Source organism: Streptomyces sp. NPDC040545 (assembly GCF_055595065.1).
Genome location: NZ_JBVIWA010000023.1, coordinates 1 through 25,430, shown reverse-complemented (window position 1 = coordinate 25,430; position 25,430 = coordinate 1). Strand labels below are relative to the sequence as shown.

The 25,430-nt window shown below is 71.2% G+C and carries 19 protein-coding genes, 1 tRNA gene and 1 pseudogene; 12 read left to right on the top strand and 9 right to left on the bottom strand.

The annotated features are described in order from the left end of the window. Positions 1 to 193: 193 nt before the first annotated feature. The 8 genes from ACZ573_RS32370 to ACZ573_RS32335 all read left to right on the top strand — a co-directional run bounded on the left by ACZ573_RS32370 (position 194) and on the right by ACZ573_RS32335 (position 11,850). Positions 194 to 1,522: an acyltransferase family protein gene (locus ACZ573_RS32370; protein ID WP_471311185.1), complete on the top strand. Its 1,329-nt coding sequence runs from the start codon at positions 194 to 196 to the stop codon at positions 1,520 to 1,522. A 28-nt stretch (positions 1,523 to 1,550) separates the two neighbouring features. After that, positions 1,551 to 3,353: an ABC-F family ATP-binding cassette domain-containing protein gene (locus ACZ573_RS32365; RefSeq protein ID WP_471311182.1), complete on the top strand. Its 1,803-nt coding sequence runs from the start codon at positions 1,551 to 1,553 to the stop codon at positions 3,351 to 3,353. A gap of 70 nt (positions 3,354 to 3,423) precedes the next feature. Further along, positions 3,424 to 5,058 (top strand): outer membrane protein assembly factor BamB family protein, encoded by a 1,635-nt coding sequence (locus ACZ573_RS32360; RefSeq protein ID WP_471311179.1) that lies wholly within the window; start codon positions 3,424 to 3,426, stop codon positions 5,056 to 5,058. 252 nt (positions 5,059 to 5,310) lie between these two features. Then, on the top strand, positions 5,311 to 6,921 hold the full coding sequence (locus tag ACZ573_RS32355; RefSeq protein WP_471311176.1) for an outer membrane protein assembly factor BamB family protein: 1,611 nt from the start codon (positions 5,311 to 5,313) through the stop codon (positions 6,919 to 6,921). Positions 6,922 to 6,964: 43 nt separating this feature from the next. Next, positions 6,965 to 8,686, top strand: coding sequence for an outer membrane protein assembly factor BamB family protein (locus tag ACZ573_RS32350; RefSeq protein WP_471311172.1), 1,722 nt, complete (start codon positions 6,965 to 6,967; stop codon positions 8,684 to 8,686). Positions 8,687 to 8,828: 142 nt separating this feature from the next. Further along, positions 8,829 to 9,521 (top strand): response regulator transcription factor, encoded by a 693-nt coding sequence (locus ACZ573_RS32345; RefSeq protein WP_471311170.1) that lies wholly within the window; start codon positions 8,829 to 8,831, stop codon positions 9,519 to 9,521. A gap of 112 nt (positions 9,522 to 9,633) precedes the next feature. After that, on the top strand, positions 9,634 to 10,593 hold the full coding sequence (gene galE / locus ACZ573_RS32340; protein WP_471311167.1) for a UDP-glucose 4-epimerase GalE: 960 nt from the start codon (positions 9,634 to 9,636) through the stop codon (positions 10,591 to 10,593). A gap of 489 nt (positions 10,594 to 11,082) precedes the next feature. Continuing rightward, a complete protein-coding gene (locus ACZ573_RS32335; protein WP_301370442.1) occupies positions 11,083 to 11,850 on the top strand; it encodes a response regulator transcription factor in 768 nt (255 codons plus the stop codon). Here ACZ573_RS32335 and ACZ573_RS32330 read toward each other — a convergent pair. Then, positions 11,809 to 12,306 carry a MarR family winged helix-turn-helix transcriptional regulator gene (locus tag ACZ573_RS32330; RefSeq protein ID WP_030659599.1) on the bottom strand — a complete coding sequence of 166 codons (498 nt, stop codon included), beginning with the start codon at positions 12,304 to 12,306 and terminating at the stop codon, positions 11,809 to 11,811. The two genes, ACZ573_RS32335 and ACZ573_RS32330, sit on opposite strands and share 42 nt — an antisense overlap. Before the next feature lie 160 nt (positions 12,307 to 12,466). On the opposite strand from ACZ573_RS32330, the gene ACZ573_RS32325 reads away from it, so the two are divergent. Both ACZ573_RS32325 and ACZ573_RS32320 read left to right on the top strand, forming a co-directional pair. Further along, positions 12,467 to 13,324 carry a trans-aconitate 2-methyltransferase gene (locus ACZ573_RS32325; protein ID WP_471311162.1) on the top strand — a complete coding sequence of 286 codons (858 nt, stop codon included), beginning with the start codon at positions 12,467 to 12,469 and terminating at the stop codon, positions 13,322 to 13,324. 2 nt (positions 13,325 to 13,326) lie between these two features. Next, positions 13,327 to 13,719 carry a VOC family protein gene (locus ACZ573_RS32320; protein ID WP_451694937.1) on the top strand — a complete coding sequence of 131 codons (393 nt, stop codon included), beginning with the start codon at positions 13,327 to 13,329 and terminating at the stop codon, positions 13,717 to 13,719. A 72-nt stretch (positions 13,720 to 13,791) separates the two neighbouring features. On the opposite strand, the gene ACZ573_RS32315 is transcribed toward ACZ573_RS32320, so the two are convergent. Both ACZ573_RS32315 and ACZ573_RS32310 read right to left on the bottom strand, forming a co-directional pair. Beyond that, positions 13,792 to 14,466 (bottom strand): TetR/AcrR family transcriptional regulator, encoded by a 675-nt coding sequence (locus tag ACZ573_RS32315; protein ID WP_189735476.1) that lies wholly within the window; start codon positions 14,464 to 14,466, stop codon positions 13,792 to 13,794. Beyond that, on the bottom strand, positions 14,463 to 15,443 hold the full coding sequence (locus ACZ573_RS32310) for an acyl-CoA desaturase (protein WP_471311158.1): 981 nt from the start codon (positions 15,441 to 15,443) through the stop codon (positions 14,463 to 14,465). The genes ACZ573_RS32315 and ACZ573_RS32310 overlap by 4 nt, the downstream gene beginning before the upstream one ends. A gap of 353 nt (positions 15,444 to 15,796) precedes the next feature. Between ACZ573_RS32310 and ppc the strand changes: the two genes are divergently transcribed. Continuing rightward, positions 15,797 to 18,559, top strand: coding sequence for a phosphoenolpyruvate carboxylase (ppc, locus tag ACZ573_RS32305; RefSeq protein WP_471311155.1), 2,763 nt, complete (start codon positions 15,797 to 15,799; stop codon positions 18,557 to 18,559). A gap of 74 nt (positions 18,560 to 18,633) precedes the next feature. Here the strand turns inward: ppc and pth are convergent, their stop codons facing one another. From pth to ACZ573_RS32275, 6 genes and pseudogenes are all read right to left on the bottom strand, one after another. Then, positions 18,634 to 19,224: an aminoacyl-tRNA hydrolase gene (pth, locus tag ACZ573_RS32300; protein WP_030008900.1), complete on the bottom strand. Its 591-nt coding sequence runs from the start codon at positions 19,222 to 19,224 to the stop codon at positions 18,634 to 18,636. Positions 19,225 to 19,322: 98 nt separating this feature from the next. After that, positions 19,323 to 19,907, bottom strand: a complete 585-nt coding sequence (locus ACZ573_RS32295; RefSeq protein ID WP_471311151.1) for a 50S ribosomal protein L25/general stress protein Ctc — start codon at positions 19,905 to 19,907, stop codon at positions 19,323 to 19,325. Between the two features lie 182 nt (positions 19,908 to 20,089). Beyond that, entirely contained in the window at positions 20,090 to 21,067 is a 978-nt protein-coding gene (locus tag ACZ573_RS32290) for a ribose-phosphate diphosphokinase (protein ID WP_030008898.1), read from the bottom strand. Between the two features lie 133 nt (positions 21,068 to 21,200). Then, positions 21,201 to 22,646 carry a bifunctional UDP-N-acetylglucosamine diphosphorylase/glucosamine-1-phosphate N-acetyltransferase GlmU gene (glmU, locus tag ACZ573_RS32285; protein ID WP_471311147.1) on the bottom strand — a complete coding sequence of 482 codons (1,446 nt, stop codon included), beginning with the start codon at positions 22,644 to 22,646 and terminating at the stop codon, positions 21,201 to 21,203. A gap of 110 nt (positions 22,647 to 22,756) precedes the next feature. Further along, a tRNA-Gln gene (locus ACZ573_RS32280) sits at positions 22,757 to 22,828 on the bottom strand. Between the two features lie 12 nt (positions 22,829 to 22,840). After that, a pseudogene (locus ACZ573_RS32275) lies at positions 22,841 to 23,753 on the bottom strand (hypothetical protein). A gap of 131 nt (positions 23,754 to 23,884) precedes the next feature. Here ACZ573_RS32275 and ACZ573_RS32270 point away from each other — a divergent pair. After that, a complete protein-coding gene (locus ACZ573_RS32270; protein ID WP_471311143.1) occupies positions 23,885 to 25,138 on the top strand; it encodes a sensor histidine kinase in 1,254 nt (417 codons plus the stop codon). The last annotated feature ends 292 nt before the right edge of the window (positions 25,139 to 25,430 follow it).

The following is a 25,430-nucleotide window of genomic DNA, read 5'->3' as shown; positions in this document are numbered from 1 at the left end:
CTTCCCCTCGTTGCTCTATTGTCGAGGACGACCCCCCGGCCCCCTGCCCCCCACCCAAATAAGGAGCGGGGCTACACCCCCACTGTAGGGGGAGCCCCGGGGGTCCGGGGCGGAGCCCCGGTAGCAGTACCTAGGCGGGAGTTGAGTATCCGCACCCTGTCGGGAGACACCCGGCAGGGGACACCGTGGCCCCATGACAGCTAGCGCACGCGCCATGGCCGAGGCCACCCCCGCCGACCGTGACCGGTACGTCGACCTGCTGCGCGTCGCCTCGCTCGGCACCGTCATCGCCGGACACTGGCTGATGGCGGCCGTCAGCGGCGACGGCATAGGGAATCTGCTCGCCCTCGTTCCCGCCCTCCAGGTGCTCACCTGGGGGCTGCAGATCATGCCCGTCTTCTTCTTCGTCGGCGGGTTTTCGCACGCCCTGTCCTACCGCTCCCTGGCCCGCCGCACCGACGGGCCCGTCTACGCCGTCTTCCTGCGGGCCCGGCTCCAGCGGCTGCTGCGCCCCACCCTCGTCTTCGTCCTCGTGTGGGCCGCGGCAGCGCTCGCCGTGCAGCTCGCCGGTCACGGCGGCGGAACGCTGACCGGGGCCGCGCTGCGGCTCGTCACCCAGCCGCTGTGGTTCATCGGGATCTACCTCGCCATGGTCGCCTTCACCCCGCCGCTGCTGAAGCTGCACGAGCGCCACGGCTGGGCCGCCTTCGCCGCCCTGGCCGGGGCGGCCGCCCTGGTCGACGTACTGCGCTTCGCGCTCGGCGTCCCGTACGTGGAGTTCCTGAACTTCGCCCTCGTCTGGCTCGCCGTCCACCAGCTCGGCTTCCTGCGCGCCGACGGCCGCATCCGCAGGCCCGCCCTCCTCGCCGCCGCGGGGCTCGCCTGCGCCGCCCTGCTGGTGGCGTACGGCCCGTACCCGCTGTCCATGGTCGGGATGCCCGGCGAGAAGGTCTCCAACATGGCCCCGCCCACCCTCGCCCTGCTCTGCCACGGCCTGTGGCTCGTCGGTGCCGTCCAGCTGGCGGCCGGGCCCGCCTCCGCGTGGCTGCGCCGCCCGCGCGTCTGGCGCGGGGTGGTCGCGGCCAACGGCCTCGCCATGACCGCCTTCCTGTGGCACCTGACCGCCATGCTCGGCGTGTACGCGGCCCAGCTCGCCCTCGGCCTCGACCTGCCGGCGCCCGCCACGGCCGCCTGGTGGGCGCAGGTCCCGGTACGGTTCCTGGCCGCGGCCGCCCTGACGGGCGCGCTCGTCGCGCTGTTCCGCCGCTTCGAGGCGCCCCGGACCGGCGCGCCCGCCCCCGCGCGGAGCTCCGGCGGCCCCGTCGCCGCCCTCGGGATCACCCTGTGCCTGCTCGGCATCCTGGGCCTGTCCATGACCGGCCTCGGCGGCCTGCTCGACGGGCACAGCGCCACGCTGATCGCCCTGCCCGTCACCGCGCCGGCCGCGATCGCGATGGCACTGGGCGGCTGGTATCTCGTAGAACGGTCTGCCCCGGCCCGGAGGGTTAGGCTGAGGGGCTGATCCACACCCTTTCCCTGGAGCGCGTCTGATGGCCGTCAATCTGGTCAATGTCGAGGCAGTCAGCAAGGTGTACGGCACACGTACCCTGCTGGACGGCATCTCCCTCGGCGTGTCCGAGGGGGACCGGATCGGCGTGGTCGGCCGCAACGGCGACGGCAAGACCACCCTCATCCGGATGCTCGCCAAGCTGGAGGAGCCCGACACCGGCCGGGTCACCCAGTCCGGCGGCCTGCGGATGGGCGTCCTCACCCAGCACGACTCCCTCGACCCCCGGGCGACCATCCGCCACGAGATCATCCGGGACATGGCCGACCACGAGTGGGCCGGCAACGCCAAGATCCGTGACGTCCTCACCGGACTCTTCGGCGGCCTCGACCTGCCCGGCTTCGGCCAGGGCCTCGACACCGTCATCGGCCCGCTCTCCGGTGGCGAGCGCCGCCGGATCGCCCTCGCCAAGCTGCTCATCGCCGACCAGGACCTCCTGATCCTCGACGAGCCCACCAACCACCTCGACGTCGAGGGCATCTCCTGGCTGGCCAAGCACCTCCAGGAGCGCCGCTCCGCGCTCGTCTGCGTCACCCACGACCGCTGGTTCCTCGACCAGGTCTGCACCCGCATGTGGGACGTGCAGCGCGGCGACGTGCACGAGTACGAGGGCGGCTACAGCGACTACGTCTTCGCCCGCGCCGAGCGCGACCGCATCGCCGCGACCGAGGAGTCCAAGCGGCAGAACCTGATGCGCAAGGAGCTGGCCTGGCTGCGCCGCGGCGCCCCCGCCCGGACCTCCAAGCCGCGTTATCGCATCGAGGCCGCCAACGAGCTCATCGCCGACGTGCCGCCGCCGCGCGACACCTCCGAGCTGATGCGGTTCGCCAACGCCCGGCTCGGCAAGACGGTCTTCGACCTGGAAGACGTCAGCGTCCACGCCGGCCCGAAGGAACTCCTCAAGCACCTCACCTGGCACCTGGGCCCCGGCGACCGCGTCGGCCTCGTCGGTGTCAACGGTGCCGGCAAGACCTCCCTGCTGCGCGCCCTCGCCGAGGCCGCCCGCACCCAGGGCGACGTCCAGCCCGCCGCCGGAAAGATCATCGTCGGCAAGACCGTCAAGCTGGCCTACCTCTCGCAGGAGGTCGGCGAACTCGACCCGTCCCTGCGGGTCCTGGAGGCCGTCCAGCGCGTGCGCGACCGCGTCGACCTGGGCAAGGGCCGCGAGATGACGGCGGGCCAGCTCTGCGAGCAGTTCGGCTTCACCAAGGAGAAGCAGTGGACGCCGGTCGGCGACCTCTCCGGCGGTGAGCGCCGCCGTCTGCAGATCCTGCGCCTGCTGATGGACGAGCCCAACGTCCTCTTCCTCGACGAGCCCACCAACGACCTCGACATCGAGACCCTGACCCAGCTGGAGGACCTCCTCGACGGCTGGCCCGGCTCGATGATCGTGATCTCCCACGACCGCTTCTTCATCGAGCGCACCACCGACACGGTGATGGCGCTGCTCGGCGACGCGAGCCTGCGGATGCTGCCGCGCGGTCTGGACGAGTACCTGGAGCGCCGGCAGCGGATGATCGAGGCGGCCGCCCCGGCGCCCGTCCAGTCCGCGGGCGCCGCGAAGTCCACCGCCTCGGGTGACTCGCGCGCCGCGAAGAAGGAACTCCAGAAGATCGAGCGGCAGCTGAACAAGCTGTCCGACCGCGAGGGCAACCTGCACGCCCAGATCGCCGAGAACTCCACCGACTACGACAAGGTGGCCAAGCTCGACGCGGAGCTGCGCGAACTCCTCTCGGACCGCGACGAATTGGAGATGCGCTGGCTGGAGCTGGCCGAGGAGGCCTGAGCGGGACCGGGCCGGGTCAGTGATAGAAAGGTCATCCTCCCCGACCTCCTGATGCCGAAAGCGTGCGCTGATGACCGAGCTGCCCCAGCCCTCGAACCAGCCGCCGAACCAGCCGCCGACGCCTTCCGGTTACGGGCACCTGCCGGGTCCGCCGCAGCAGGGGTACGGGTTTCCGCCGCCGGGTGAGAACCCGTACGCCCAGCAGCCCGGCCACCTGCCGCAGCCGCCGACCGTGCAGCAGTGGCAGGCGGGGCCGGGCGGCCCCGGCCCCGGTTCCGGTTCCGGTCCGGGCGGTGCGCCGAAGAAGAAGCGGACGGTGCTGATCGCCGCTTCGGTGGCCGCCGTCCTCGTCCTCGCGGGCGTCGGCTACGTGGCCTTCTCCGGCGACGACAAGGACCCGAAGCCGGTCGCGCAGGAGCCCGCCGACGCCAAGCCCTCCGGGTCCCCTTCCGTGGACAAGGGTGACGGCAACGGCAACGGCGGAGGCCAGCAGGCGGACCTGAACTCCGGGCGCAAGCAGGGCGAGGACAAGGTCCTCTGGCTCAAGACCACCAAGATCGACGGCCCCGGCATGGGCGTCGACGCAGCTGCCCAGTGGGTCGTCGGCGACACCGTGGTCAAGAGCCTGTGGAAGAACCTCACCGGCTACTCGGTCACCGACGGCAAGGAGAAGTGGACACTCCCCTTCCCCGCGCAGATCTGCTCCGTCGCCTCGCAGACCACGGCCGAGGGCAGAACGGTCGTCATGTACCGCGACGGCGAGGGGGAGAACACCTCCTGCACCCAGCTGCGCGTGGTCGACCTCAAGACGGGCAAGGAGGTCTGGTCGAAGGAGGTGCCCAAGGAGGGGCTCTTCGACATCTTCACCAGTCCCACCCTGTCCATGATCGGGGACACCGTCACCGTCAGCCGCGGCGGCAACGCCAGCGCCTTCAAGATCAGCAACGGTGACAAGCTCTTCGCGAGCCCCCTGGGCGACGGCTGCAACCCGGACTCCTACGAGGCCGGCAACGGCAAGATGATCGCCCTCGCCACCTGCTCGGACGAGGACTCCACCGCCGAGGTCCACGGCATCGACCCCGTCACCGGCGCGAAGGGCTGGGCCTACCGCCTCCCCGCGAAGTTCAAGGTCACCAGCATCTACTCGGTGAACCCGACCGTCATCGACATCGGCAACGAGCAGACGAAGCAGCGCTCCATCGTGGTCCTGGGACCCGACGGGAAGCAGACCGCCACCCTCGCCGGCGAGGGCAGCTTCGCCGTGGGCTGCGGCGACACCGGCCTCTTCCGGTCCCTGGCGACCTGCCCCTCGGCCGTCGTCGACGCGGGCACCCTCTACCTGCCCACCGCGGCGGGCACCGGCAAGGCCAACGAGATCGTCGCCTTCGACCTGGCCACCGGCAAGGACAAGTGGCGCGTCCCGGCCGGGGACAAGCGCACGCTCACCCCGCTCAAGGCCGTGAACGGGCAGCTGATCGCCTACCGGAAGGCCGGGGAGGAGCAGGGCGGCGAGGTCCTCTCGATCCCGGCCGCCGGTGGCACCCCGACCGCGCTCCTGCGCCACCCTTCGGGCCCCGCGGCCCCGATCGAGCGGACCTTCACCCTCCCGAAGCTGGACTACGTGGACGGACGGTTCTTCATCTCCTCCACCCACCTGCGGGCCCAGGGCCAGGACGAGAAGCTCCTGATGGTCTTCGGCAAGTGAGTACGCGTCCGGGCCGACGGCGCAGGGCTCCGCGAACTCCGTCCGGACCGCGCGGATTTGGCGACGCGCCGGGGCGAGTCGGCCGCGGAGGACTGGATTCCGCCGGTCTTCGGGGGCAACTGGCCGGATAACGGCGGCGTCACGGGCCGGTCCTCCCTTGGGAACAGGGGAAGGACCGGCCCGATGTATGCGCGCCGTCAGTGATAGAAAGGTCATCCTCCCCGACCTTCCTGATGCCGAAAGCGTGCGCTGATGACCGAGCTGCCCCAGCCCTCGAACCAGCCGCCGACGCCTTCCGGTTACGGGCACCTGCCTGGTCCGCCGCAGCAGGGGTACGGGTTTCCGCCGCAGGGTGAGAACCCGTACGCCCAGCAGCCCGGCCACCCGCCGCAGCCGCCGACCGTGCAGCAGTGGCAGGCGGGCCCCGGCGGCTCCGGTTCCGGTTCCGGTCCGGGCGGTGCGCCGAAGAAGAAGCGGACGGTGCTGATCGCCGCTTCGGCGGCCGCCGTCCTCGTCCTCGGGGGCGTCGGCTACGTGGCCTTCTCCGGCGACGACAAGGACCCGAAGCCGGTCGCGCAGGAGCCCGCCGACGCCAAGCCCTCCGGCTCTCCTTCCGTGGACAAGGGCGATGGCAACGGCAACGGCGACGGTCCGCAGACGGACCTGAACTCCGGGCGCAAGCAGGGCGAGGACAAGGTCCTCTGGCTCAAGACCACCAAGGTCGACGGCCCCGGCTCCGGGGTGGCCAGCAAGGGCCAGTGGGTCGTCGGCGACACCGTCGCCAAGCCCGTCGGCAAGGCGATCACCGGCTACGCGGTCGCGGACGGCAAAGAGAAGTGGAAGATCAACTTCCCTGCGGCGATCTGCGGTATGACCGGCAAGACCACCGACGACGGCAAGACCGTCGTCATGTACCGCAACGGCGAGTCGGACAGCGCCGAATGCAACCAGATCCGGATGATCGACCTCAAGGCGGGCAAGGAGGGCTGGACGAAGGAGGTGGCCAAGGAGGCCGCCTTCGACCTGCTCGTCGACCCCGAACTGGTCCTGACCGGGGACACCGTCACGGTCAACCGGCTCATCCGCGCCACCGCCTTCCGGGTCAGCACCGGCGACAAGCTCTTCGCCAGCCCGGCCGGGGGCTGCACGCCCGGCGGCTACGCCGCCGGCAACGGCAAGATGATCGCCATCGCCACCTGCCACGACGCCGACGCGACCGTCGAGATCCAGGACGCCGACCCGGTCACCGGCAAGCAGACCTGGAGCAACCGCCTGCCCAAGGGCTGGAAGGTCGACCGGGTCTACTCGGTCGACCCGATCGTCCTCCACCTCGGGAACGAGACCACGAAGGAGAAGTCCATCGTCGTCCTCGGCCCCGACGGCCACAAGCGCACCACGCTCTCCGCCGAGGGCAACTTCTCGGTCGATTGCAGCGTGAGCCACGACGACTCCCTGCAGGGCTGCGCCACCGCCGTCGTCGACGCGGGCACCCTCTACCTGCCCACCACGGTCGACCTCGGCAAGGCCAACGAGATCGTCGCCATCGACCTGACCACCGGCAAGGCCAAGTGGCGCGTCCCGGCCGGCGAAGCACGCACCATCGTGCCGCTCAAGGCCGCCAACGGGCAGCTGATCGCCTACCGCCGGGCCGAGATCGGCCAGGGCGGTGAGATCCTCTCGATCCCGGCCGCCGGTGGCACCCCCACCGCGCTCCTGCGCAACCCGTCAGGCCCCGCCGCCGAGATCGAGAGCACTTTCTACTCCCCGAAGGTCGACTACGTGGACGGGCGTTTCTTCATCTCCACGTCCCGACTGACGGCCCAGGACACGGACGAGAAGCTCCTGATGGCCTTCGGCAAGTGAGAACGCGTCCGAGCAGCCGCCCACCGAGAGGCAACAGCAACCGATGAGCATCCCGCCGCCCCCCAGCCAGCCGCCGTCCGGCGGCTTCGGCGCGCCCCAGGACCCGCCGCCGGGCGGGTTCGGCGCGCCCGTGCCGCCGCCCGGACCGGCCGCGCCGCAGCCCGGGCCCCCGCAGCAGCCGCCGACCGCGCAGCCCGCGTACGGGTACCCGCAGACCGGGCCCGGCTACGGCTACCCCCAGCAGCCCGGCACCCCGTCGCCGTACGGGGCCCCCGGCGCCCCCGGCGGCGCGCCCGTGCCCGCCCCGCAGCCCCCGGCCCCGGCCGGCGGCAACGACAAGCGCACCCAGCTGATGATCGTCGGTGCGGCCGTCCTGGCCATCGTCCTCATCGTCGGCGGCGGCTTCTGGTACACCTCCGGCGACAGCGGCGGCGGGAACAAGGCCGACAGCAATCCGAGCGCCTCCCCGGGCAACGACAAGCCCCAGGACCACGTGCCCGGCACCGAGAAGGTCCCCGGCAACCCGAAGTCGAAGCCGCTCCTCAACCTGCCGAGCCCGGTCCCGGCCGACGTCGCCGTCGTCGCCGGCTCCTGGCTGACCGAGTCCACCTACATCAAGTCCGATCTGGCGAAGGTCGTCGGCTACAACCTCGTCGACGGCGGCAAGAAGTGGGAGCTGCCCTTCCCCGGCGAGCTCTGCGGCGCGACCAGGCACGTCAGCGAGAACAAGGCGGCGGTCCTCTTCAAGGCCTCCCAGCCGACGCCCGAGAACAAGTACGTCCAGTGCACCGAGGTCGGCGTCATCGACCTGGAGAGCGGCAAGCTCGTCTGGTCCGGCAACGCCAAGAGCACCACCGGCGGCGACAAGCCCGTCTCGTTCTCCAGCGTCACCCTCAGCGGCAAGACGGTCGCCGCGGCCGGCATCTCCGCGGGCGGAGCCGCCTGGAACCTCGCCGACGGCAAGTCCCTGTGGCTGCCCAAGGTCGACGGCGAAGGCTGCCGTGACGTGGGCTACGGCGGCGGCGAGGCCCTCGCCGCCATCCGCAAGTGCGGCCAGAGCCCCAACTACACGCTGTACGGACAGCTCCTCGACCCGGCCACCGGCGCGCCCACGGCCTCGTACAAGCTCTCCCAGGGCATCGAGGACGCGTACATCGTCGCCACCAAGCCGCTGATCGTGGCGGCCGACGTCGGCAAGACCGCGAAGAACGCCACCGGCATCAGCGACCTCTTCGTCGTCGACCCCAAGGGCGAGCTGAAGGCCCGTATCCCGCTCGCCTCCGGAGACTTCGGCGGCAAGTGCGGATCCGAGGTCGAGAAGTGCACGAACATGGTGGTCGGCAACGGCAAGCTCTACCTGCCGTCGTACGAGCACCAGGGCCAGTCCTCCAGCGGCCGCACCAACGAGCTGCTCTCCTTCGACCTGGAGACCGGCAAGCAGACCACCGACCGCGCCGACGCGGGCGAGCGGTTCACGATGTTCCCGCTGCGCATGGACGGGTCGAACATCATCGCCTACAAGTACCCCCCGTACGACAAGGGCGGTCAGATCGTCAGCATCGACGGCAAGACCATGAAGGAGACCGTCCTCATGGAGAACCCGGCGGACAAGGCGAGCCAGCGCGCCGAGACCGGCTACTCGCCCGAGTACTCCGAGTACCGCTACCACAACGGCAAGTTCTTCATCTCGCGCACCACGGTCTCCAAGCCGTACTCGGACAAGGCCGACCCGGAGTACCTCTTCGTCTCCTTCACCGCGAGCTGACCGGCACGCGCCGATATCGCACAGCACCGCCGAAAGCCCCCGAACGGTCCGCACCGATCGGGGGCTTCTGCGCGGTATCCCCCGCGCACCGTCGAACAAGCGTGTAGCTTGCCGGGTCAGAAGGGTGGGGGGTGTTTCCTCGATGGGCGTACGGGTCGTGGTGGTCGACGAGCACCGGCTGCTGGCCGAGGCACTCGCCTCTGCCCTGAAGCTGCGCGGCCACCGGGTGCTGGCCGCGGCCGCCCCGGCGGCGGGCGCCGCCGAGCTGGTCATCAGCCGCGCCCCCGAGGTCTGTCTGCTCGGCACCGCCAGCCCCGCCGAGCCCGGGGTCTTCGAGCCGGTCGTCCGCATCAAGCGGGAGCGCCCGCAGATCGCCGTGGTCGTCCTCGGCCCGGTGCCCAGCCCGCGCGGGATCGCGGCCGCCTTCGCCGCCGGCGCCTCGGGCTACGTACGCCAGGACGAGCGCATCGAAGGCGTCGAGCGGGCCCTGGCCAAGGCCAGGGCGGGGGAGGTGGCGATCGCCCCGCAGCTGCTGCAGGGCGCCTTCGCGGAGCTGCTCAACCCCGCCGCCCAGCCCGACGACGAGGGGAGCCGGCTGCTGCGGCTGCTCACCCCGCGCGAGGTGGAGGTGCTCGTCCGGGTCGCCGAGGGCGAGGACACCCGGCTGATCGCCGCGGGCATGGAGATCGCCCCGAGCACCGCCCGTACGCACGTGCAGCGGGTGCTGATGAAGCTGGGCGTGGGGTCGAGGCTGGAGGCGGCCGCGCTGGCCGCCCGCACCGGCCTGCTGGACCGGGCGCTGCCCACGCTGCCGTCCGCCGCCGCGCGCGGCTGACGTACCGGCCGGGGCCGGGCCCCGATTTCCCCGTGGGCGCGGAATCAGGTATGCCAGTGTCCAAGCACGCGCACGTACCCGCGCGTGCTCCCCCGCGAGAGGCAGTAGGCGAGTGAGCAAGTACCTGGTAACCGGTGGCGCAGGATACGTCGGCAGCGTGGTCGCGGCCCACCTTCTGGAGGCCGGCCACGAGGTCACCGTCCTCGACGACCTGAGCACCGGCTTTCGTGTAGGGGTCCCGGAGGGTGCCACCTTCGTCGAGGGCCGGATCCAGGACGCCGCCCGGTACGTGGACGGCTCCTACGAGGCGGTGCTGCACTTCGCGGCCTCCTCGCAGGTCGGCGAGTCCGTGGTGAACCCGGGCAAGTACTGGGAGAACAACGTCGGCGGGACGCTGGCCCTGCTGGCCGCGATGCGCGGCGCGGGCGTGCGCAAGCTGGTGTTCTCCTCCACCGCCGCCACCTACGGGGAGCCGACGGAGGGCCTGCTGACGGAGGCCTCGGTGACCGCGCCGACCAACCCGTACGGTGCCTCGAAGCTGGCCGTCGACCACATGATCGCGGGGGAGTGCGTGGCGCACGGCCTGGCCGCGGTGTCCCTGCGCTACTTCAACGTGGCCGGCGCCTACGGCGAGTTCGGCGAGCGCCACACCCCCGAGACGCACCTGATCCCGCTGGTCCTCCAGGTCGCGCTGGGCGAGCGGGAGTCGATCTCGGTGTTCGGCGAGGACTACCCGACCCCGGACGGCACCTGCGTCCGCGACTACATCCACGTCGCCGACCTCGCGGAGGCCCACCTGGCCGCCCTGCGGGCCGCCACCGGCGGCGAGCACCTCATCTGCAACCTGGGCAACGGCAACGGCTTCTCGGTCCGCGAGGTCGTCGAGACCGTCCGCAAGGTCACCGGCCGGGAGATCCCCGAGGTGGTCGCGCCGCGCCGGGCCGGCGACCCGGCGATGCTCGTCGCCTCCGCGCGCACGGCCCACGAGCGCCTCGGCTGGACCCCGAGCCGCTCGGACCTCACCGGGATCATCACGGACGCGTGGAACTTCGCGCGTACGCACACCTCCTGAACCTCCTGAACCTCCGGTATCCGTCCGGGCCTCCCCTTGTCCTGCGCGCCCCCCGCACCCGCTCGGTGCGGGGGGCGTGTGCGTGTCGGCCGTGCGCTGCGGCCGTGCGCTGTGCGCGGGCGCCCGGCGTGCACACGCCGGGTGAAATGCCCCCCGTGCAACTGCCCGCGGCACACGCCGGTACCGAAGCCGCCATCAGGACCTTCGGTGCAGGCGATTTCAAGCCATCGCAAAGCGGATCCGGGACGCCCGCGCCGGAAAATCCCCGGGAAAACTTCTGCTATTCGGCCAACCGCCGGACGCCCCCGGCCCTACGCTGATGCGTGACACCGGTGGGGGCCGGTGTTGATTCAGGGGTCGAGACAAGTCGGGTACGTCGTCCGGTCCGGGGTAGTGCAGATATGTCACGGCGGCGGCCGGGGCAGCTGCGGATCGCCGGGTCCGGGCGCCGTACCCGCCGTCGTCCGTTCCCCTACCCTTGGGGGTTTTGTGGTTCGTATCCGGGTTCTCGTCGTCGACGATCACCGCATCTTCGCCGAATCGCTCGCAGCCGCGCTCGCGGCCGAGCCGGACGTGGACGTGTCCGCGGCCGGCAGCGGCCCCGCCGCGCTGCGCTGCCTCGAACGCGCGGCGGCCGAGGGCCGCCGCTTCGACGTCCTGCTGGTCGACGCCGATCTCGGCGCTGTCCCGGGAGCCGTGCCCGCCCAGCGGGAGTCCGGCTCCGGGCCACCGCCGCCCAGCTCGGACGGGATCGCGCTGGTCGCGGGGGTGCGGGTGTCGCACCCCGGGGTCCGCACCGTCGTGCTCGCCGAGCGCGACGATCCCCGCCGGGCCGCCCTCGCGCTCCAGGCGGGAGCCTCGGGCTGGGTGGCGAAGGACTGCTCGCTCTCCCGGCTGCTGGCCGTGATCCGCGGGGTCCTGCGCGAGGAGACCCACCTGCCGCCCGCCCTGCTCACCGGGGTGCTCCGGGAGCTGACCGCGGCGCGCAAGCACCGTACGGACAGCGAGCGGCTGGTGGAGTCGCTGACGCCGCGCGAGCACGAGGTGCTGCGCTGCATGGTGGCGGGGCTGGGCCGCAAGGACGTGGCGGCCCGGCTGTTCCTGTCCCCGCACACGGTCCGCACCCACATGCAGAACGTGCTGGGCAAGCTCGGGGTGCACTCCACGCTGGCCGCGGTGGCACTGGCCCGGAGGGCCGGCGTACGACCGGCGGACCTAGCCGGGGATGTTGTCGAACGGAGCGGTCAACTGGCGTAGCAGCCCGGCGAGATCGCCGCGCTGACTCTGCGAGAGCTGGGCCAGGATCGCCCGTTCCTGGGCCAGCAGCCCGGCGAGGGCCTGGTCGGCGCGGTCCCGGCCCTCGGGGGTGAGCCGCACCAGGACCCCCCGGCGGTCGCTGGGGTCCGGGAGCCGTTCGACGAGGCCCTTCTTGGCGAGCCGGTCGATGCGGTTGGTCATGGTGCCGGAAGTGACCAGGGTCTGGGTCAACAGCTGGCCGGGGGAGAGCTGGTAGGGCGCGCCGGCCCGGCGCAGCGACGTCAGGACGTCGAACTCCCACGGCTCCAGGCCGTGCTCGGAGAAGGCCAGCCTGCGGGCGCGGTCGAGATGGCGCGCGAGCCTGCTGACGCGGCTCAGTACCTCGAGCGGTTCCACGTCGAGGTCAGGGCGCTCCCGCCGCCATGCCGCCACCAGTCGGTCGACCTCGTCCTCCATGCCGATCAGTGTACGGGGTCTGTCGATGTGAAGTCTCTTCATGTCGAGTATCTCGATCACGAGTATCTTGACATCGAGATATAAATGGAGCGAGCATGGGGCATGGAGGGGGCCGGAACGGATTCCGCTTCCGAACGCCCGCCAGCAGGGAGGCTCGAACATGTATTCCGATACCGCGCGCGCCGGGACCCCCACGTCCACCGCGCCGTCCGCCCCCACCTGGGATCCCCAGCAGTACCTCCGGCACTCGGGCCACCGCACACGGCCCTTCCTCGACCTGCTCACCCGCATACCCGAGCTCCCCCACCGCCCCGCCCGCATCGCCGACCTCGGCTGCGGCCCCGGCAACGTCACCACCCTCCTCGCCGAGCGCTGGCCCGAGGCCCGCATCACCGGCTTCGACCTCTCCCCGGAGATGCTCCACCGCGCCACCGAGGAGTACGCCGGCCCCACCCCGGGCGGCGGAGCCCTCGACTTCCGCCACGGGGACCTCGCCACCTGGCTCCCCGAGGAGCCCTACGACCTGATCGTCTCCAACGCCGCCCTGCAGTGGGTCCCCGGCCACCCCGGCTCCTTCGGCGCCTGGATCAACGGCCTGCGCCCCGGCGGCACCTTCGCCTTCCAGATCCCCGGCAACTTCACGGCCCCCAGCCACGCCCTGCTCGCGGAGCAGTGCGACACCCCGCGCTGGCGGGCCCGGCTCGCCGGTCACGGCGCCCGCTACATCCATCTTCTCGAACCCGCCGAATACCTCGCCCGGTTCACCGAGCTCGGCTGCGCCGCCGACATCTGGGAAACCACTTACCACCAACTGCTCCAGGGCCCCGACCCCGTGCTCGACTGGGTCAAGGGCACCGCCCTGCGCCCCGTCCTCACCGCCCTCGGCGACGACCGCGACGCCGTGGACGCCTTCCTCACCGAATACCGCGACCGGCTGCGCGCCGCCTATCCGACCGGCCCGCGCGGCACCGTTTTCCCGTTCCGCCGCATCTTCGCCGTAGCCCGTAAGGAGGTATGACCGTGCTGACCGCAGTCGACCACGTGCAACTCGCCGCGCCGCCGGACTCGGAGGACCGGCTCCGCGCGTACTACACGGACGTCCTCGGCATGACCGAGATCCCCAAGCCGCCCGTCCTCGCCGCCCGCGGGGGCTGCTGGTTCGCCGCCGGGCCCGTGCAGCTGCACCTCGGCGTCGAAGAGGACTTCCGGCCCGCACGCAAGGCCCATCCGGGGCTACGGGTGACCGACATCGAGGCGTACGCGAACAGACTGCGGGAGCGGGGAGCCAAGGTGGTCTGGGACGACGACCTGCCGGGCCACCGCCGCTTCTACTCGGAGGACCCCGTCGGCAACCGGCTCGAATTCCTTGAACGGCACCGCCCGGAACCGGCAGCGCTGGAGCCCTGCGCCTAGGCCGCCCGCACGACGGCGCCCCGCCACCGGATCTGCCGGTGGCGGGGCGCCGTCGTGGTCCGCGTACGGGGCTCAGTTCTTGCGCCGGCCCACCAGCTGAGGCTTCGACTCCAGCCCGTCCAGCCCGTGCCAGGCCAGATTCACCAGGTGCGCCGCCACCTCTGCCTTCTTGGGCCTGCGCACGTCCAGCCACCACTGCCCGGTCAGCGCCACCATCCCGACCAGCGCCTGCGCGTACAGCGGGGCCAGCTTGGGGTCGAAGCCCCGCGCCTTGAACTCCAGACCCAGGATGTCCTCGACCTGCGTGGCGATGTCGCTGATCAGCGAGGCGAAGGTGCCCGTCGACTGGGCGACCGGGGAATCGCGCACGAGGATCCGGAAACCGTCCGTGTACGACTCGATGTAGTCCAGCAGCGCGAACGCCGCCTGCTCCAGCAGCTCCCGCGGGTGCCCGGCCGTCAGCGCACCCGTCACCCCGTCCAGCAGCTGGCGCATCTCCCGGTCCACGACGACCGCGTACAGGCCCTCCTTGCCGCCGAAGTGCTCGTACACCACCGGCTTGGACACCCCGGCCTTGGCCGCGATCTCCTCCACCGAGGTGCCTTCGAAGCCCTTCTCCGCGAACAGGGTCCGGCCGATGTCCAGCAGTTGCTGGCGCCGCTCCGCGCCCGTCATCCGGACCCGGCGGCCGCGCCTGGGCTTGTCGCTGCTGGAATTGCTGCCGTCGATCGCCACGCCCCCCATCATGCCGCGTTCGACTCGTTTTCCCTGCGCCGGGCATCGATGCGGGCCACCGACGGCCAGCGGACGTCCGTCGCCCAGCCCAGCTGCTCGAACCAGCGGATCAGCCGCGCGCTGGAGTCGACCTGGCCGCGCAGCACACCGTGCCGCGCAGAGGTCGGATCGGCGTGGTGCAGGTTGTGCCAGGACTCCCCGCACGAGAGCACCGCCAGCCACCAGACGTTGCCACTGCGGTCCCGGGACCTGAACGGCCGCTTGCCCACCGCGTGACGGATCGAGTTGATCGACCACGTCACGTGGTGCAGCAGGGCGACCCGCACCAGCGAGCCCCAGAAGAACGCCGTGAACGCACCCCACCAGGACATCGTCACCAGACCGCCCACCAGCGGCGGGATCGCCAGCGAGAACATCGTCCAGAAGATGAAGTCCCGCGAGATCCGGCGGATCGCCGGGTCCTTGATCAGGTCGGGGGCGTACTTCTGCTGATCGGTCTGCTCCTCGTCGAACAGCCAGCCGATGTGCGCCCACCACAGCCCCTTCATCAGGGCCGGCAGCGTCTCCCCGAACCGCCACGGCGAATGCGGGTCACCCTCGTGGTCGGAGAACTTGTGGTGCTTGCGGTGGTCCGCCACCCAGCGCACCAGCGGCCCCTCCACCGCCATGGACGCCATCACGGCCAAGGCGATCCGCAGCGGCCGCTTCGCCTTGAAGGAACCGTGCGTGAAGTAGCGGTGGAAACCGATGGTGATCCCGTGGCAGGCCAGGAAGTACATGAAGACCATCAGGCCCAGGTCCAGCCAGCTCACCCCCCAGCCCCAGGCCAGCGGAACCGCCGCCAGCAGGGCCACGAAGGGCACGGTGATGAACAGCAGCAGAGCGATCTGCTCGATGGAGCGCTTGTTCTCGCCGCCCAGTGTCGCGGACGGCTCGGACGTGTCGGAGGGCGTGGAGGCACCCTCGATCAGATCGGGACTGGTGGTCATGGTGTCCCCTGGGGGGTGAGAGAAGTCGGCGGGCTCCCGGGTCACGAACCCTACGGACCCGTAACCTACGGCATCGTAAGTATGGCAAAGCCGGGTACGCAGGCAAGAGGGGCAGCGCCGGGAGGAGGAGCGCGCGCGAGGTGTTCACGCGCCGCCTGGTGAGACGTTTGTCCAGGCACACGCGTAGGACACCTATCCTGGGTCCCGTCGGACAGCGCGGTCCGCACGGGCAGCCCGAGCTGCGCATCAGGAGCGGAGATCCCGCCCCCGGACGGAGTCCTGGGAAGGCATCGCCGCACGCCGCCGGGAGCCCACCGCCCAGTAGCGCTCGAACACTGCAAGGAGCCGCACCTGTGAGCAGTGCTGACCAGGCCCCCCAGGGCCAGGCCCCCGTCACCCCGGCCGCCACCGCCAACGCGGAACTGCGCGCGGACATCCGCCGCCTGGGCGACCTCCTCGGGGAAACCCTCGTACGCCAGGAGGGCCAGGACCTCCTCGACCTCGTCGAGCGCGTCCGCGCCCTCACCCGCACCGACGGCGAGGCCGCCGCCGCCCTGCTCGGCGACACCGACCTGGAGACCGCCGCCAAGCTCGTACGCGCCTTCTCCACCTACTTCCACCTCGCCAACGTCACCGAGCAGGTGCACCGCGGCAAGGAACTGCGCGCCCACCGTGCCGCCGAAGGCGGGCTCCTCGCCCGCACCGCCGACATGCTGAAGGACGCCGACCCCGAACACCTGCGCGAGACGGTCAAGAACCTCAACGTCCGCCCCGTCTTCACCGCGCACCCCACCGAGGCGGCCCGCCGCAGCGTCCTCAACAAGCTGCGCCGCATCGCCACCCTGCTGGAGGAGCCCGTCACCGGCGCCGGCGACCGCCGCCGCCACGACCTGCGCCTCGCCGAGAACATCGACCTCGTCTGGCAGACCGACGAACTGCGCGTCGTACGCCCCGAGCCCGCCGACGAGGCCCGCAACGCCATCTACTACCTCGACGAGCTGCACGCCGGCGCCGTCGGCGACGTCCTCGAAGACCTCGCCGCCGAGCTCCAGCGCGTCGGCGTCGAGATCCCCGCCGGCACCCGCCCGCTGACCTTCGGCACCTGGATCGGTGGCGACCGCGACGGCAACCCCAACGTCACCCCCGAGGTCACCCGCGACGTGCTGATCCTCCAGCACGAGCACGGCATCACCGACGCCCTCGAACTCATCGACTACCTGCGCGGACTCCTCTCCAACTCCATCCGCTACACCGGAGCCACCGAGGAACTCCTCGCCTCCCTCCAGGCCGACCTGGAGCGCCTCCCCGAGATCAGCCCGCGCTACAAGCGCCTGAACGCCGAGGAGCCGTACCGCCTCAAGGCCACCTGCATCCGGCAGAAGCTCCTCAACACCCGCGAGCGCCTCGCCAAGGGCATCCCGCACGAGGAAGGCCGCGACTACCTCGGCACCGCCGAGCTCCTCACCGACCTCACCCTCATCCAGACCTCCCTGCGCGAACACCGCGGCGCCCTCTTCGCCGACGGCCGCATGGACCGCACCATCCGCACCCTGGCCGCCTTCGGGCTCCAGCTCGCCACCATGGACGTACGCGAGCACGCCGACGCCCACCACCACGCGCTCGGCCAGCTCTTCGACCGCCTCGGCGAGGAGTCCTGGCGCTACGCCGACATGCCGCGCGAGTACCGGCAGAAGCTCCTCGCCAAGGAACTGCGCTCCCGCCGCCCGCTGGCCCCCACCCCGGCCCCGCTCGACGCCGCCGGAGCCAAGACCCTCGGCGTCTTCGGCGCCATCAAGGACGCCTTCGAGAAGTTCGGCCCCGAGGTCATCGAGTCCTACATCATCTCGATGTGCCAGGGCGCCGACGACGTCTTCGCCGCCGCCGTCCTCGCCCGCGAGGCCGGCCTCATCGACCTCCACACCGGCTGGGCCAAGATCGGCATCGTCCCCCTCCTGGAGACCACCGACGAGCTGCGCGCCGCAGACGTCATCCTCGACGAGATGCTCGCCGACCCCTCCTACCGCCGCCTCGTCTGCCTGCGCGGCGACGTCCAGGAGGTCATGCTCGGCTACTCCGACTCCTCCAAGTTCGGCGGCATCACCACCTCCCAGTGGGAGATCCACCGCGCCCAGCGCCGGCTGCGCGACGTCGCCCACCGCTACGGCGTGCGCCTGCGCCTCTTCCACGGCCGCGGCGGCACCGTCGGCCGCGGCGGCGGCCCCTCCCACGACGCGATCCTCGCCCAGCCCTGGGGCACCCTCGAAGGCGAGATCAAGGTCACCGAGCAGGGCGAGGTCATCTCCGACAAGTACCTGGTCCCCTCGCTGGCCCGCGAGAACCTCGAACTGACCGTCGCGGCCACCCTGCAGGCCTCCGCCCTGCACACCGCGCCCCGCCAGTCCGACGAGGCCCTCACCCGCTGGGACGCGGCCATGGACGTCGTCTCCGACGCCGCGCACGCCGCGTACCGCGAGCTCGTCGAGGACCCCGACCTGCCCGCGTACTTCTTCGCCGCGACCCCCGTCGACCAGCTCGCCGACCTGCACCTCGGCTCCCGGCCCTCCCGCCGCCCCGACTCCGGCGCCGGCCTCGACGGCCTGCGCGCCATCCCGTGGGTCTTCGGCTGGACCCAGTCCCGCCAGATCGTCCCCGGCTGGTACGGGGTCGGCTCCGGCCTCAAGGCCCTGCGCGAGGCCGGCCAGGAGGACGTCCTCGCCGAGATGGGCGGACGCTGGCACTTCTTCCGCAACTTCCTGTCCAACGTCGAGATGACGCTGGCCAAGACCGACCTGCGGATCGCCCGCCACTACGTCGACACCCTCGTGCCCGACCACCTCAAGCACGTCTTCGCCCGCATCGAGGCCGAACACGAGCTCACCGTCCGCGAGGTCCTGCGCATCACCGGCGCCGAAGAGCTCCTCGGCTCGAACCCGGTGCTCCAGCAGACCTTCGCCGTCCGCGACGCCTACCTGGACCCCATCTCCTATCTCCAGGTCTCCCTGCTGGCCCGCCAGCGCGCCGCGGCCGCCGCGGGCGAGGAAGCCGACCCGCTGCTCGCCCGCGCCCTGCTGCTCACGGTCAACGGCGTCGCCGCGGGCCTGCGCAACACCGGCTGAACACCCGAGGGGCCGGGCGCCCCGGACACGCCGAAGCCCCCGCACCGGCCGGTGCAGGGGCTTCGCCGTGTCCGTCAGGAGTTGTACGCCGACTGGGCGCGCTCCAGACCCTCCGCGATCAGGCACTCCACGGAGTCCGCGGCCCGGTCCACGAACCAGTCCAGCTCCTTGCGCTCCGTGGAGGAGAAGTCCTTCAGCACGAAGTCCGCGACCTGCATCCGGCCCGGCGGCCGCCCGATGCCGCACCGCACCCGGTGGTAGTCCGGGCCCATGGACTTGGTCATCGACTTCAGACCGTTGTGCCCGTTGTCCCCGCCGCCCAGCTTCAGCCGCAGCGTCGGGTAGTCGATGTCCAGCTCGTCATGGACCGCGACGATCCGCTCCAGCGGCACCTTGTAGAAGTCGCGCAGCGCCGTCACCGGGCCGCCGGACAGGTTCATGTACGTCATCGGCTTGGCCAGCACCACCCGGCGGTTCGCCGGCCCCGGCGGACCGATACGGCCCTCGACCACCTGGGCCCGGGCCTTGTGCGCCTTGAACTTCCCGCCGATCCGCTCCGCCAGCAGGTCGGCCACCATGAAGCCGATGTTGTGGCGGTTGCCCGCGTACTCCGGTCCCGGGTTCCCCAGGCCCACGATCAGCCAGGGCGCCGCGTCGTCCGACATCAAAAGCTCCTCGGTTCCTCTACGAAGACGACCGCCGTCCCGCTCCAGTGGAGCCGGACGGCGGTCGGTCAGCAACTGCTGAGGGGATGGGGCGAGGCTCAGGCCTCGGTGCCCTCGGCGGCCTCGGCGGCCGGCTCCTCGGCCTGCGGGGCCACGACCTGCAGGACGGCGATGTCGCCGTCGACGGCCAGGGTGGTGCCCGCCGGGAGGACCAGGTCCGAGGCGTGGATGGTGGCACCGGCCTCGAGGCCCGCGATGGAGACGGTGACCTCGGTCGGGATGTGCGTGGCCTCGGCCTCGACGGAGATGGTGTTCTGGAGGGTCTCCAGCATGTTGCCGCCGGCGGCCAGCTCGCCCTCGGTGACGATCGCGACGTCGACGGTGACCTTCTCGCCCTTCTTGACGATCAGGAAGTCGACGTGGGAGATCGAGCGCTTCAGCGGGTGCTTCTGCACGGCCTTCGGGATGACCAGCTCGGTGCCGGCGTCGCCCAGGTCCAGGGAGATCAGGACGTTCGGGGTACGCAGCGCCAGCTGAAGGGAGTGGGCGTCGACGTTGACGTGCTTCGGGTCGGTGCCGTGACCGTAGATGACGGCGGGGGTCAGGGCGTCGCGACGGGCCTGACGGGCAGAGCCCTTGCCGAAGGTGTCACGGATCTTGGCGGAAAGCTTGACCTCGGACATGCTCACTCCTCGTGGGGTGACGGAAATGGACGGAAGTCACCCGGCCGGAACGGCCTGCTACGAAGAGCGCGTCGATAACGGAGCATCCGTACCGGAAAACAGGTACGGCCTCCCTCGCCGAGCAACTCATGGAGTGTACCCGGCGGGGGAGGCCGCACCAAAAAGGATCTACCGAGCAGTGGTTACTGCTGCTCCTCGAAGAGGCTGGTGACCGAACCGTCCTCGAAGACCTCGCGCACGGCACGCGCGATCATCGGGGCGATCGACAGCACCGTGATCTTGTCGAGCTCCAGGTCCGACGGGTCCGGCAGGGTGTTCGTGAACACGAACTCGCTGACCTTGGAGTTCTTCAGGCGATCGGCCGCCGGGCCCGACAGGATGCCGTGCGTGGCCGTCACGATGACGTCCTCCGCGCCGTGCGCGAACAGCGCGTCGGCCGCGGCGCAGATGGTGCCACCCGTGTCGATCATGTCGTCGACCAGGACGCAGACGCGGCCCTTGACCTCACCGACGACCTCGTGGACGGTCACCTGGTTGGCGACGTCCTTGTCGCGGCGCTTGTGCACGATCGCCAGCGGCGCGTCCAGACGGTCGCACCAGCGGTCGGCCACGCGCACACGGCCGGCGTCCGGGGACACGATCGTGAGCTTCGTACGGTCCACCTTGGCGCCGACGTAGTCCGCGAGGACGTTCAGGGCGGAAAGGTGGTCCACCGGGCCGTCGAAGAAGCCCTGGATCTGGTCCGTGTGCAGGTCGACCGTGAGGATGCGGTCCGCGCCCGCGGTCTTCAGCAGGTCGGCGACCAGGCGGGCCGAGATCGGCTCGCGGCCCTTGTGCTTCTTGTCCTGGCGGGCGTACCCGTAGGACGGGACGATCACGGTGATCGAACGAGCCGACGCGCGCTTCAGCGCGTCGATCATGATCAGCTGCTCCATGATCCACTTGTTGATCGGAGCCGTGTGGCTCTGGATCAGGAAGCAGTCCGCGCCACGTGCCGACTCCTGGAAGCGGACGTAGATCTCACCGTTCGCGAAGTCGAAAGCCTTGGTCGGCACGAGGGCGACGCCCAGCTGATGCGCAACCTCCTCGGCCAGCTCGGGGTGGGCGCGGCCGGAGAAGAGCATCAGCTTCTTCTCGCCGGTCGTCTTGATCCCGGTCACAGCACAGTCTCCTCAGACGTGTTGAAGCTGCTCGCCCCCATGTGCGTCCGTCCCGCACACGGTGAGCCAGCCGAATTGCGTGCACCTATCACGGTACGCCGTCGCGGGCGTACCTGTTTCCGGGCAGTTCACCTCAGGGGCGCTCGGCGTCCTCCGGGGCCGCCGACTGCGCCGCCGTGGCAGCCGCACTGCCCGGACGCTTGCGGGCCACCCAGCCCTCGATATTCCGCTGCTGGCCACGGGCCACGGCCAGGGCGCCGGGCGGCACATCCTTGGTGATCACCGAGCCGGCGGCCGTGTAGGCGCCGTCCCCGATGGTGACGGGAGCCACAAACATGTTGTCCGAGCCCGTCTTGCAGTGTGAGCCGACGGTGGTGTGGTGCTTGTGCTCACCGTCGTAGTTCACGAAGACGCTCGCGGCGCCGATGTTGGTGTACTCGCCGATCGTCGCGTCGCCCACGTACGACAGGTGGGGCACCTTGGTGCCCTCGCCGATCGTCGCGTTCTTCATCTCGACGTACGTACCGGCCTTGGCCTTGGCGCCGAGGTTCGTGCCGGGGCGCAGGTACGCGAAGGGGCCCACGCTCGCCTGCGGGCCCACGACCGCGCTCTCGGCGACCGTGTTGTCCACCCGTGCGCCCGCGCCCACGTGGGTGTCCTTGAGCCGGGTGTTGGGGCCGACCTCGGCGCCCTCGGCGATGTGCGTGGTGCCCAGCAGCTGGGTGCCGGGGTGCACGATCGCGTCCTGCCCGAAGGTGACCGTCACGTCGATGAAGGTGCCGGCCGGGTCGACGACCGTGACGCCCGCGAGCATGGCCTGCTCCAGCAGGCGCGCGTTCAGCAGCGCGCGGGCCTCGGCGAGCTGGACGCGGTTGTTGATCCCGAGGATCTGCCGGTGGTCGCTGCCGACGGCCGCGCCGACGCGGTGGCCGGCCTCGCGCAGGATGCCGAGGACGTCGGTGAGGTACTCCTCGCCCTGGCTGTTGTCGGTACGGACCTTGCCGAGGGCGTCGGCGAGCAGGGCGCCGTCGAAGGCGAAGACGCCCGAGTTGATCTCGCGGATCGCGCGCTGGGCGTCGGAGGCGTCCTTGTGCTCGACGATGGCCGTCACGGCGCCGCCGGCATCGCGGACGATGCGTCCGTAGCCGGTGGAGTCCGGGACCTCGGCGGTCAGCACGGTGACGGCGTTGCCGTCGGTCTCGTGCGTCCGCGCGAGCCCGGCCAGGGTCTCCCCGGTCAGCAGCGGGGTGTCGCCGCAGACGACGATCACGGTGCCGGTGATACCGCCGCCGAGCTCTTCGAGGGCCATGCGGACGGCGTGCCCGGTGCCGTTCTGCTCGTACTGGACGGCGGTGCGGACATCGGCGTCGATGCCGGCCAGGTGCGCGGTGACCTGCTCCCGGGCGTGCCCGACGACCACGACGAGGTGCTCGGGGTCCAGCTCGCGGGAGGCGGCGACGACGTGACCGACGAGCGAGCGCCCGCAGATCTCGTGGAGAACCTTGGGAGTCGCCGACTTCATGCGGGTGCCTTCACCCGCTGCGAGTACGACGACGGCTGCCGGGCGGTTGGCGCTCACGGGGATGCCCTTCGGCTTCGGGGGTGGACCCGTGAAGGATACCGGGGTGCCGGTGCGCCCGAACGAACGCGGGTCCCGACCGTGATGGTCAGGACCCGAACTTGACTGAGCTCCCCCGCCAGGACTCGAACCCGGACATAAGGCACCAAAAGCCTCAGTGCTGCCAATTACACCACAGGGGATGGCGATCTAGTCTAAAGCGGACATTGGATCTGTCCGGTTCGGCTAGACGCCCCTACTATGCCGTACCGGGCGCCCTCGACGCGACGATAGATGTCGGCGCTTCGGCTGACGTAAAGGACCAGGCAGCCTTGGTAGTTCTCGCCCGCATTCTTCCGGGTGGTCTTCGGGTTGTGCTTCTTGAGGGTTGCCCTGGCGAACTGTGCCGCGTCCGCGTCGACGAGGGCGGCCCGGTGCTCCTCGGCCGCCTTCACGTCGGCTGATTCGTGGATCATCACGCGATGGCGAATCCGTTTTTTGTCGACGCCGATGAGATCCAGCCAGGCCAGGAATACCAGGATGACCCCGGGGTCGCTGTTGATGAACTGCACCTTCTCGCGGCGATCGTAGGATTTGTCCTTCGCCCCCTCCGCCCAATAGAGGGTGACCCCCACGATGAAGAGCTCCCTGTCGCTGAGCCTTCCGATCTCGGCTCGTGCCGACTCTTTGATGTGGGTCCGCTGCTCGTCCCGGAGCGCGTTTTCGTGTTCCCAGCGCTTCCGTGAGGCGAGCTGGGCCTGTTCGGCGGGGGTCCGCTGCGGGGTGGGCTTCGGGAGGTCGCGGACCCAGAGGGAGATCGAGCTCTTCGAGCAGCCCAGTTCGACCTGGATCTGGTCGTACGTCATGCCCTGGAGGCGGAGTTCGCGGGCGCGGGCGCGGAGGTCGTCCTTGGCGTTCGGGCGCTTCGTCCATTCGGGGGGTGTTTCGCCCTCCAGGAGGCGGGTTGAGGATGTCGTTGTTGTGGACGCCGAGTCGGTCGCGGATCTCACGGCGGCTGAGGCCCTCGCGGCGGAGCGAGGCGGCCCGTTCGCGGAGGACCTCGAAGGTCACGGTCCCGGTGCGGAGGCCGCCGGTGCCGTCGCCGGGGCGACGTCGGATGTCGTTCATGTCGCCAATGTCGTCCGGAATGCGGGATTCAGGTCTTGATGTGCGGACGATTCAGTCGTACGTGCGATTACCGTTGGTTTGCTGGAATTTTGCTCGGGTCTGTGCCGAGGGGCGCGCTTACGCTGGACCGCATGACCAAAACGGGGGAAGTGGAAGGCCGGGCCGGGCCGCCTTTGTGGTGGGTGCGGCGGCGGGACGCCGTGGGGGACGTGGTGCTCGGCGGGGTGTCCGCCCTCGAGTGCGCGTGGGAAGGCGTACCCTTCGCCGCCGAGGCGGGGCTGCCGACGGCGGTAGGAGTGCTGTTCGGGTTCGTGGTGGGGGCCACGCTCCTGCTGCGGCGGCGGTGGCCGATCGCCGTGGTGCTCGTCGGGATCGCCGTGGCGCCGGCCGCGATGGGGTTCCTGCTCGCGGTGGTCGGGATGTACACGCTGGCCTCCTCCGAGGTGCCCCGGCGGATCACGGCCACGCTGGCATCGATGTCACTGGCCGCCACCTTCGTCGTGATGTACCTGCGCACCCGCGGGGACGTGGAGGCCGACACGACGCTCGTGGTCGTGCTGTCCGGGTTCGTCGCGGTGGCGCTGACCGTGCCGCCGGTGCTGTTCGGGCTCTACATCGGGGCCCGGCGGCGGCTGATGGAGAGCCTGCAGGAGCGGGCGGACTCGCTGGAGCGGGAGCTGTCGCTGCTGGCGGACCGGGCGGAGGAGCGGGCCGAATGGGCCCGTACGGAGGAGCGCACCCGGATCGCGCGGGAGATGCACGACGTGGTGGCCCACCGGGTGTCGCTGATGGTGGTGCACGCGGCCGCGCTGGAGGCGGTGGCGGTCAAGGACCCGGCGCGGGCGGCGAAGAACGCGGCCCTGGTGGGGGACATGGGGCGGCAGGCGCTGACGGAGCTGCGCGAGATGCTCGGCGTGCTCCGGGCGCCGCCCAAGCCGGCCCCGGCCCTGGTGCCCGCGGTGCCCGTCGTTGCGTTCGCAGGCGGCACGGAGGACGGGCCCTCGCTCGTTGAGCTGGAGGGTCTGGTCGGGCAGTCGCGGGCAGCGGGGATGGCCGTGGAGATGCTGGTGCACGGCGAGTGGGCGGCGTACGCGGCGGAGGTCGAGCAGACGGCGTTCCGCGTGGTGCAGGAGGCGCTCACCAACTGCCACAAGCACGCTCCGGGCGCGCGGGTCGTGGTGCGGCTCGCGCACCGCGCGGGGGAGGTGGCCATGCAGGTGGAGAACGGCCCCTGCGACGGGCAGGCCCCCGAGCCGGGCCTGCCCAGCGGGGGGAACGGCCTCGTCGGCATGCGGGAGCGCGTCCTCGGCCTGGGCGGGGTGTTCGTGTCGGGCCCGACGGACGCGGGCGGCTTCCGCGTCTCGGCGGTCCTCCCGACGGCCTAGCCGGTCCGCTCCCGCGGGGGTGACGGCCCGAACGTACCCGGGCTGTGCCCGGGGCTCCCGGCACTTTGCCGAGCCGATCCCGCAGGGCGGGGCCGGGGCGGTCGCGCGCCCGTCCTGCGGGCCGGGATCCGGGCGGGTGCGGGCGGGTGCGCGGGGCCGGGCAGGGGTGTCTCCTCGGCTCGGCGCGTGCGGGCATGTCTCGGCCGTACCCGGTGGTCGCGCGCTCGTCCTGCGGGGACACCCCTCCCCGTCCCCGCTCCCCACGCGCCGGGGCGGCTTCGGGGCACTGCCG

What these genes read in the sequence shown, in the direction of transcription:
- ACZ573_RS32270 (WP_471311143.1), top strand. Translation starts at nt 23,885, where the DNA reads ATGACCAAAACGGGGGAAGTGGAAGGCCGGGCCGGGCCGCCTTTGTGG.
- ACZ573_RS32315 (WP_189735476.1), bottom strand. Translation starts at nt 14,466, where the DNA reads ATGATGGGGGGCGTGGCGATCGACGGCAGCAATTCCAGCAGCGACAAG.
- ACZ573_RS32355 (WP_471311176.1), top strand. Translation starts at nt 5,311, where the DNA reads ATGACCGAGCTGCCCCAGCCCTCGAACCAGCCGCCGACGCCTTCCGGT.
- ACZ573_RS32360 (WP_471311179.1), top strand. Translation starts at nt 3,424, where the DNA reads ATGACCGAGCTGCCCCAGCCCTCGAACCAGCCGCCGAACCAGCCGCCG.
- ACZ573_RS32325 (WP_471311162.1), top strand. Translation starts at nt 12,467, where the DNA reads ATGTATTCCGATACCGCGCGCGCCGGGACCCCCACGTCCACCGCGCCG.
- ACZ573_RS32370 (WP_471311185.1), top strand. Translation starts at nt 194, where the DNA reads ATGACAGCTAGCGCACGCGCCATGGCCGAGGCCACCCCCGCCGACCGT.
- ACZ573_RS32345 (WP_471311170.1), top strand. Translation starts at nt 8,829, where the DNA reads ATGGGCGTACGGGTCGTGGTGGTCGACGAGCACCGGCTGCTGGCCGAG.
- ACZ573_RS32350 (WP_471311172.1), top strand. Translation starts at nt 6,965, where the DNA reads ATGAGCATCCCGCCGCCCCCCAGCCAGCCGCCGTCCGGCGGCTTCGGC.
- ACZ573_RS32295 (WP_471311151.1), bottom strand. Translation starts at nt 19,907, where the DNA reads ATGTCCGAGGTCAAGCTTTCCGCCAAGATCCGTGACACCTTCGGCAAG.
- ACZ573_RS32330 (WP_030659599.1), bottom strand. Translation starts at nt 12,306, where the DNA reads ATGGAGGACGAGGTCGACCGACTGGTGGCGGCATGGCGGCGGGAGCGC.
- ACZ573_RS32310 (WP_471311158.1), bottom strand. Translation starts at nt 15,443, where the DNA reads ATGACCACCAGTCCCGATCTGATCGAGGGTGCCTCCACGCCCTCCGAC.
- pth (WP_030008900.1), bottom strand. Translation starts at nt 19,224, where the DNA reads ATGTCGGACGACGCGGCGCCCTGGCTGATCGTGGGCCTGGGGAACCCG.
- ACZ573_RS32365 (WP_471311182.1), top strand. Translation starts at nt 1,551, where the DNA reads ATGGCCGTCAATCTGGTCAATGTCGAGGCAGTCAGCAAGGTGTACGGC.